General features: G+C 39.9%; 9 protein-coding genes. 4 read left to right on the forward strand and 5 right to left on the reverse strand.

What is annotated here, in order from left to right; genetic code table 11:
- Nucleotides 1–83: 83 nt before the first annotated feature.
- Nucleotides 84–767: a manganese catalase family protein gene (locus GT1_RS21600; RefSeq protein WP_188400454.1), complete on the forward strand. Its 684-nt coding sequence runs from the start codon at nt 84–86 to the stop codon at nt 765–767.
- 132 nt (nt 768–899) lie between these two features.
- Here GT1_RS21600 and GT1_RS22445 read toward each other — a convergent pair whose 3' ends face one another.
- The 5 genes from GT1_RS22445 to GT1_RS21620 all read right to left on the reverse strand — a co-directional run bounded on the left by GT1_RS22445 (nt 900) and on the right by GT1_RS21620 (nt 4,871).
- Entirely contained in the window at nt 900–1,349 is a 450-nt protein-coding gene (locus tag GT1_RS22445; protein WP_223226438.1) for a hypothetical protein, read from the reverse strand.
- Nucleotides 1,350–1,415: 66 nt separating this feature from the next.
- Nucleotides 1,416–2,090, reverse strand: coding sequence for an alcohol dehydrogenase catalytic domain-containing protein (locus GT1_RS22450; RefSeq protein ID WP_223226439.1), 675 nt, complete (start codon nt 2,088–2,090; stop codon nt 1,416–1,418).
- Nucleotides 2,091–2,288: 198 nt separating this feature from the next.
- On the reverse strand, nt 2,289–2,993 hold the full coding sequence (locus GT1_RS21610; protein WP_188400455.1) for a B3/4 domain-containing protein: 705 nt from the start codon (nt 2,991–2,993) through the stop codon (nt 2,289–2,291).
- A 53-nt stretch (nt 2,994–3,046) separates the two neighbouring features.
- Entirely contained in the window at nt 3,047–3,877 is an 831-nt protein-coding gene (locus GT1_RS21615; RefSeq protein ID WP_223226440.1) for a MerR family transcriptional regulator, read from the reverse strand.
- Nucleotides 3,878–3,998: 121 nt separating this feature from the next.
- Nucleotides 3,999–4,871 carry a LysR family transcriptional regulator gene (locus tag GT1_RS21620; protein ID WP_188400457.1) on the reverse strand — a complete coding sequence of 291 codons (873 nt, stop codon included), beginning with the start codon at nt 4,869–4,871 and terminating at the stop codon, nt 3,999–4,001.
- Nucleotides 4,872–4,998: 127 nt separating this feature from the next.
- Between GT1_RS21620 and GT1_RS21625 the strand changes: the two genes are divergently transcribed.
- The 3 genes from GT1_RS21625 to GT1_RS21635 all read left to right on the forward strand — a co-directional run bounded on the left by GT1_RS21625 (nt 4,999) and on the right by GT1_RS21635 (nt 6,009).
- On the forward strand, nt 4,999–5,265 hold the full coding sequence (locus tag GT1_RS21625) for a hypothetical protein (protein WP_188400458.1): 267 nt from the start codon (nt 4,999–5,001) through the stop codon (nt 5,263–5,265).
- A 193-nt stretch (nt 5,266–5,458) separates the two neighbouring features.
- Nucleotides 5,459–5,707: a hypothetical protein gene (locus GT1_RS21630; protein WP_188400459.1), complete on the forward strand. Its 249-nt coding sequence runs from the start codon at nt 5,459–5,461 to the stop codon at nt 5,705–5,707.
- The gene (locus tag GT1_RS21635) at nt 5,707–6,009 is read left to right on the forward strand and encodes a spore coat protein (protein ID WP_188400460.1); all 303 of its coding nucleotides are present in this window, start codon (nt 5,707–5,709) and stop codon (nt 6,007–6,009) included. The genes GT1_RS21630 and GT1_RS21635 overlap by 1 nt, the downstream gene beginning before the upstream one ends.
- Nucleotides 6,010–6,263 lie beyond the last annotated feature (254 nt).

The raw sequence follows: 6,263 nt of genomic DNA on the forward strand, positions 1-6,263 counted from the left end.
AAAGACGAGTCTTAAATATGTGAAATGCTATGTAAAACTGAGAATTAAAGAGATTCTTTAAGATTATTGAAGGAGGAGTAGTTTTGTTTAGACATGAAAAGCAGCTATTGCAAGAAGTCAAAGTTGAAAGAGCTAATCCTACTTATGCTGCTATGTTAACAGAGCAGTTGGGTGGCCCTCAGGGAGAAATGAAAGCAGCTCTGCAATATATGGCCCAAAGCTTCCGCATTAAAGATCCTGCAATTAAAGATTTATTTATGGATATAGCCTCTGAAGAATTAAGTCACATGGAAATGGTAGCTACTACTATTAATTTGTTGAACGGACATGACCTAAATGCCATGGGTGTAGATGCCGGACAAATTGAAAGCCATGTATTAACTGGCCTTAATCCCTCACTGACTAACGCTTCCGGTTATTTATGGACTGCTGCTTATGTTAATGTAACAGGTGATCTAGCAGCAGATTTACTTTCAAATATAGCCGCCGAGCAGCGTGCTAAAGTCGTTTATGAATATCTTCATAGACAGATTGCAGACAAATATGTTAGGGAAACAATAGATTTTCTTCTCAATAGGGAAGAAGCCCATAATACCTTATTCCGGCAAGCATTTAACCGAATTCAAGACACAGGCTCTACGCAAAATTGGGGAGTAGATGAAAACGCCCGCCTGTACTTTGATCTTTCTACTCCCGGGAAGTATTTCGATGTAAATAATCCACAGCCCCCCTCATTCCAAACTCCTGATACCGGTATGAAACAATAGGTAAAGCAAGCCCCATCAATCTCTTGATAAACGTTTCTGATGAGCCCTAATTCAATTGAATTAGGGCTCATTATATTTAATAAATAAAGCCGCCTACTTGGTAGACGGCTATCAGGGCGGTAACCTTCATTATCAATGCTGTGGATGCATGACCACTTTAAGACAATTATCAATTCGGCGTCCGAACTTTTCATACCCGGTCATCGCATCATCTAAAGATAACTGGTGTGTAATTATGTCATCAGCGCGAAGTTGGCCTTGCTGAATTAATTGCAGCAAATGATGAGTATAGTTTTGTACTAAAGCTTGCCCACAATTAATTGTAATCCCTTTTGCAAAAATATCACCTATGGGAAACCCATCTGCCTTGGCACCATATACTCCGGCCAAACCAAGACTGCCACCGTGGCGTAATGCCTTTACTTCCCAATTAATTGCAGATACAGAAGCAACTGCCGGTTGATCTTCTGGACGTGTACCAGGTAATGGTGGAATCCCAATTCTTTTCATGCCCACCATGGCAGCAACCACTGAATCGGTTGGTTCTGCTTCAAAACCAACAGCATCAATTGCTACATCCACACCACGACCGTCTGTTAATTCTCGAATGACTTCTCCGGGATCATCATGATCACGAAAGTTTATGGTTTAAACTCCCGGGTTTAATTTACGTGCATATTCAAGACGATATGGAACTTGATCCACTGCATAAACACGCCGCGCTCCTTTGAAAATTGCACACCGCTGAGCAAGGATACCAACCGGCCCGCAACCAAATACAGCTACCGAATCCCCGGGTTTTACTCCTGCAACATCGACTATCCAATATGCTGTAGGTAATATATCGGTAACAAACAGGGCTTGTTCATCGGTTAAATCATCTGGCACTAACATTGGACTAACATCGGCATAGGGAACACGCACAAACTCAGCTTGCCCTCCTTGGAAATTTCCATATGCGCCTCCATGTCCAAATGCCGCAGCCAATTCGCCGTTTTCATTTGACCTCTCGCAATGACTCCACAATTTAGCATTACACATGATGCACTCGCCACAGGCAATAGGGAATGGAACCAAAACTCTATCGCCCCTTTTCCACCGTTTCACATCTTTTCCTACTTCTTCGACAACCCCCATGAACTCGTGACCCGGAATGACGCCATCATGTAACATAGGTTGGAGACCGTGATATATGTGTAAGTCCGACCCGCAGATCGCAGTGGAGGTTACACGCACAAGTATTTCCCGTGAATCTTGTAGTTCAGGATCTGGTACATCTTCCAGTGTAAGACTATACGGCTTGTGATATACAACTGCTTTCATGCTTTCATTCACTCCCAATTGCTTAAGGTTTCTCTGGCTATTATTCACCTAGCGCTCAGGGACAATACAATTATTCTAACCAACATACTACTAGATTGTCATCCAAACCTAAAACATTGTCACGACCGGGATTAGCCGCATATACTTTATATTTAGCAAATTTACTGAATTATATCTTCTTTGAAATATATTATAAAATTAATTCAGCCTAAAGGATTGATTGTCCTGGTCTACTATACCTACCTTTACTTCACAGGAAAATATACGGTGTAGCTGTTCTGCTAATTCATCTCTTGCTGCAATGATACTCTTATAGTTCTGATCTTGAAAGCCGTCAATTGGAAAGAAAACATTCCTCGTTTTATCAGTAACTTTACCGTGTTCACTTTGCCGCCAAATCCATCGTCTTGTTTTAACTACTTCTCCGGCAGAGTAAATGCATTCGCCCGGAGTCAGTAATTCTGTCTCCGCCGAACCAAACGGTACAAAAGTATCCCCGTTTTTGGACATCCTTAGTTGAATATCCCCATTTGCCGCATCCAAATCATGAGCCCCCAACGGTACCAAATATTTGAGTGATATCGCATTTCCCAGGTCGACCAACGGGTTTATCTTGGGAAAAGAACCACTTTTAATAATTCTGGAACCCATGGCTTCAATAGAACTCATATATTTATTGGGATTAATGCCAAGCCTGGTAAAAGCTTCCCGGTATGGTGATAATTCTAATGCCTCTTTTATCTTTCCCGTCTGAAACTTACTTTTAATGAAATCTACACTGTCGCTCAACAACTGTTCAACTTCATAATTAACCCCTTGATTGTTCAACCCTTTTGCAACAACAATACCGAAACAAACTGTATTTAATTTTTCATACACTTCTTTTGCTACTATAAAATCCATATTTCAGATCCCCTCTCTCTCAACAATTCAGGAGTTTATTTATAACCATTGCGTTAATCCTTAAAAACAGTATCGTGTACATATACCGGTATTTGAATCTCTGTAAGATGTAATTCCTTATTATTAGATATATAGTCGTCAATTATGATACGCTCAATAGAATCTCCATTGACCTCGTAGCCGTGGCTATTGATAAATTGCAGCAACCGCTCATAGTACGCAGGAGCTATGTCATGATTGCCACGAAAAAATATACAGGCATACATACCTCTATTAAGATATTTGGCAGACTCGGATGCTATCATCGCTTCGTCCTGTAGTATAAATACCGAACTATATTCATCAAATTTTTTATTCAGTAAATTATTCAGAGACACAGTGAATCCTACTTTACCAATAAATAGAGATGGAATTCCACTAAGTTGCCGCTGTAGTTTGCTTAGGACAAGCTCCCATTCCGCTTCCGAACTGACCGGCTCGTCTATACTAACGATATTTCGCCGGGGAATATAGCGCAGTATTGGTTGTTCCAGCTCGTCTACATGTAATGCTTTCTCTATTTCATCAATCCGGCTGGAAAACTGGGAACAAATTAGCTGTAGCTCTAATATAGTTTTTTCTGTAATTGCCCGTTGCTTTTTTAGCAGATCTAAAAAATGTTGAGCATCCCTTGACGCTAAATGCTTTTGTATTTGCTTAAGCGGAAGTCCCAGAAATTTCAAATACTTGATAATGTTCAACTGTTCAAACTGCTCTGTTGAATAATACCTGTATCCGGTTCCTTTATCTACGAAAATAGGCTTGAATAACCCAATCTTATCATAATAACGTAAAGTTCTAATAGGCACATTATGAATTTTTGACATATCACCAATTGCATACATATTCTTCATTCTGTCACCAACACAAAAATAAATTGACTTATCCTTTTTAGATAAAATATAAACCCTCCAGTACCTAGAGAGTCAAATGTTTTTGAGAAATGTCTGTTTTCTACCCTTTAAATTACACGGAGAAATTCTGTATTGCGCTGATAAATGCCTGTGTAGCGTTCGATAAATAACGATTTTTGTTCCAGGCAAGCCCTGCTGTAACGGATAGTGAATTGGCCAAAGGAAGGCTGGCAACATTAGAATGTTTTCTGGCAATAGGTTCAAGTAAAAAGGTAATCCCAACTCCCTGCTCGACTAAACCTATTATTGTTTCTATCTGGCTGGACGAAACAACTATACGAGGCGAGAACTGGTTCTTCGTACATTCTTCAACAACAAGTTGATGGGAAAAGGTATCTTCTTTAAATAAAAGAAATTGCTCGCCCCTAAGTTCTTGTAGTGGAATGCGTGAGAGTTGGGTAAGGGGATGACCTATAGGTAAGCAGACAAATACTTCACTTGTCGTAATAGATATCGTATCTAACTGAGACGACAAATTCGAAATAATTATAATGCCAATATCAAGCTCTCCTTTTTCGAGCATGCCGGCAATAGTCAGAGACCCTTCTTCAATAACGGTAATATACAAATAAGGGTGTTCTTTTTGAAATTTGCTAAATATATAAGGAAATAACATTGCTCCCAGCATAGGCGGTATTCCTATACGCAGATTCTCCCGGTGAAAGCTGCCGTAATCTTTCATCTCCAGAACGGAATTCTCTACTCTGGTCAGAATGTCTCCCACTCGCTTAAAAAAAACGCAACCTGCAGAAGTCACTTTAATTTTCTTCTGGCTGCGGTCTAATAGTTGTACTCCCAGCTCTTCTTCCAGCTTCTGAATTGCAATTGACATTGCAGGCTGGGCAATGTGAGCTTGTTCGGCTGCGTTCGTTATACTACCTAATTGGCAAACCAGTTGGAAATATTTTAACTGCCGAAGTTCCATGTCTAATAAATCCCCTTATCTATATATAGAATATATGAAATTATTGATATTTAATATTTTTTTTTAATGTTAATAATGATTATACTACAACTACATCCATTTATAAATAAACAAAGGGGCGGATTTTATGAAAGACAGCGGATTAAAATCTATACACAGGAGCGAACGTACATCGCTTACTGTTGGGCAAAACAACTCTGGCAGCTTAACCCAGAAAAAGTATCAGGCGGCTTTGAATGCAGCGCAAGAAATTATACACAGAGATATGCCGCAGCCTGGTATACAGGACAGTTTAAACTGCGGCAAACTGCGTAAATTAATTCGCTATATTCAAACCGGCAGTTGCTGCATATTGTTATGGGGATGTTACACACAGCAATTTTTAAACATGTAATGAGCATTCCCACTAACAATACAATTCATTACTGAAAATGTACAATTTTACCATCTATTTGTACTGTACCGTTGGTTGCACCGGCAGATTAAAGAAAATACGCTGATGTCCTTGGGTGACATTTTGAGTTATATTTATTTAGGTTTTAGGAAAGATATAAAATATCCTGAATAAATTACAAGGAGGAATTCACGTGCGCCAACTAACTCCCGTAGAAGTATTGTCGTTAGCAAAACTTCTAGAGATGGAAACCAACGCTCTAACGGTAGCTCAAGCTAGTTTGATGGCAATATCTGATGAGCAGCTAAAAACCATGACACAGGCGGGGATTGCAGCAACGCAGGCCAGGGTTGCAGGGTTACAACAATTCGTGGTGGAAAACAAAATTACAGCCGGATATGGACTTGAAAACCAAACTCAAGTAAGTGGGGAGGTACAGTAATGGCTTCACTGATAGGATCAATTTTTTCCGGAAGCACGGGTGAATCTGCTGATAAAATTATTGCCTATAACTCTACATACGGTGCAGCCGCCACGGCACAAGCCTATTTTTCGGCAGCCTTAACAGCAACTACCCCTGAGGCTCGTGCTTTTTTGGCAGGATATTGTTCCCAAAGCCTGACAGGACATGAGGGAATCATGAACTATATGATTCAGAAGAAATGGGTAAATCCATATGACCAGCCAGAAAACCAACTTTCAACAGTTGTACAAGAGTCCTTGTCCTCTTTTAAAGCTCATTAAGAAGATTGTTACCTTTACCATGTACAACTTATTGCCGCTTCACCTTTAGGTGGGCGGCAATTTAATTGAGTATTAATGCAGAATAATTTGTATTCAAACTGCGTTTATATTTGACCCCTGCATAACTGTGCATGAATTGTCGGATAGGCCGATTTGTTTTCTGCTATTCTATTGATGTAAGGAGCATTCCTGTAACGAACAAAAAAGAGTTTTGAACAAAAAAGTACCTCCTGTTAGAATACAGGGTGTAAGGC

Origin of the sequence: Sporomusa sp. GT1 (assembly GCF_014634905.1) — a bacterium.
GTDB lineage: Bacteria > Bacillota > Negativicutes > Sporomusales > Sporomusaceae > Sporomusa > Sporomusa sphaeroides.

Bases quoted from the DNA above. Each gene is read 5' to 3' on its own strand.
- GT1_RS21615 (WP_223226440.1), bottom strand. From the start codon at position 3,877: ATGTATGCAATTGGTGATATGTCAAAAATTCATAATGTGCCTATTAGA.
- GT1_RS22450 (WP_223226439.1), bottom strand. From the start codon at position 2,090: ATGAAAGCAGTTGTATATCACAAGCCGTATAGTCTTACACTGGAAGAT.
- GT1_RS21620 (WP_188400457.1), bottom strand. From the start codon at position 4,871: ATGGAACTTCGGCAGTTAAAATATTTCCAACTGGTTTGCCAATTAGGT.
- GT1_RS21625 (WP_188400458.1), top strand. From the start codon at position 4,999: ATGAAAGACAGCGGATTAAAATCTATACACAGGAGCGAACGTACATCG.
- GT1_RS21610 (WP_188400455.1), bottom strand. From the start codon at position 2,993: ATGGATTTTATAGTAGCAAAAGAAGTGTATGAAAAATTAAATACAGTT.
- GT1_RS21635 (WP_188400460.1), top strand. From the start codon at position 5,707: ATGGCTTCACTGATAGGATCAATTTTTTCCGGAAGCACGGGTGAATCT.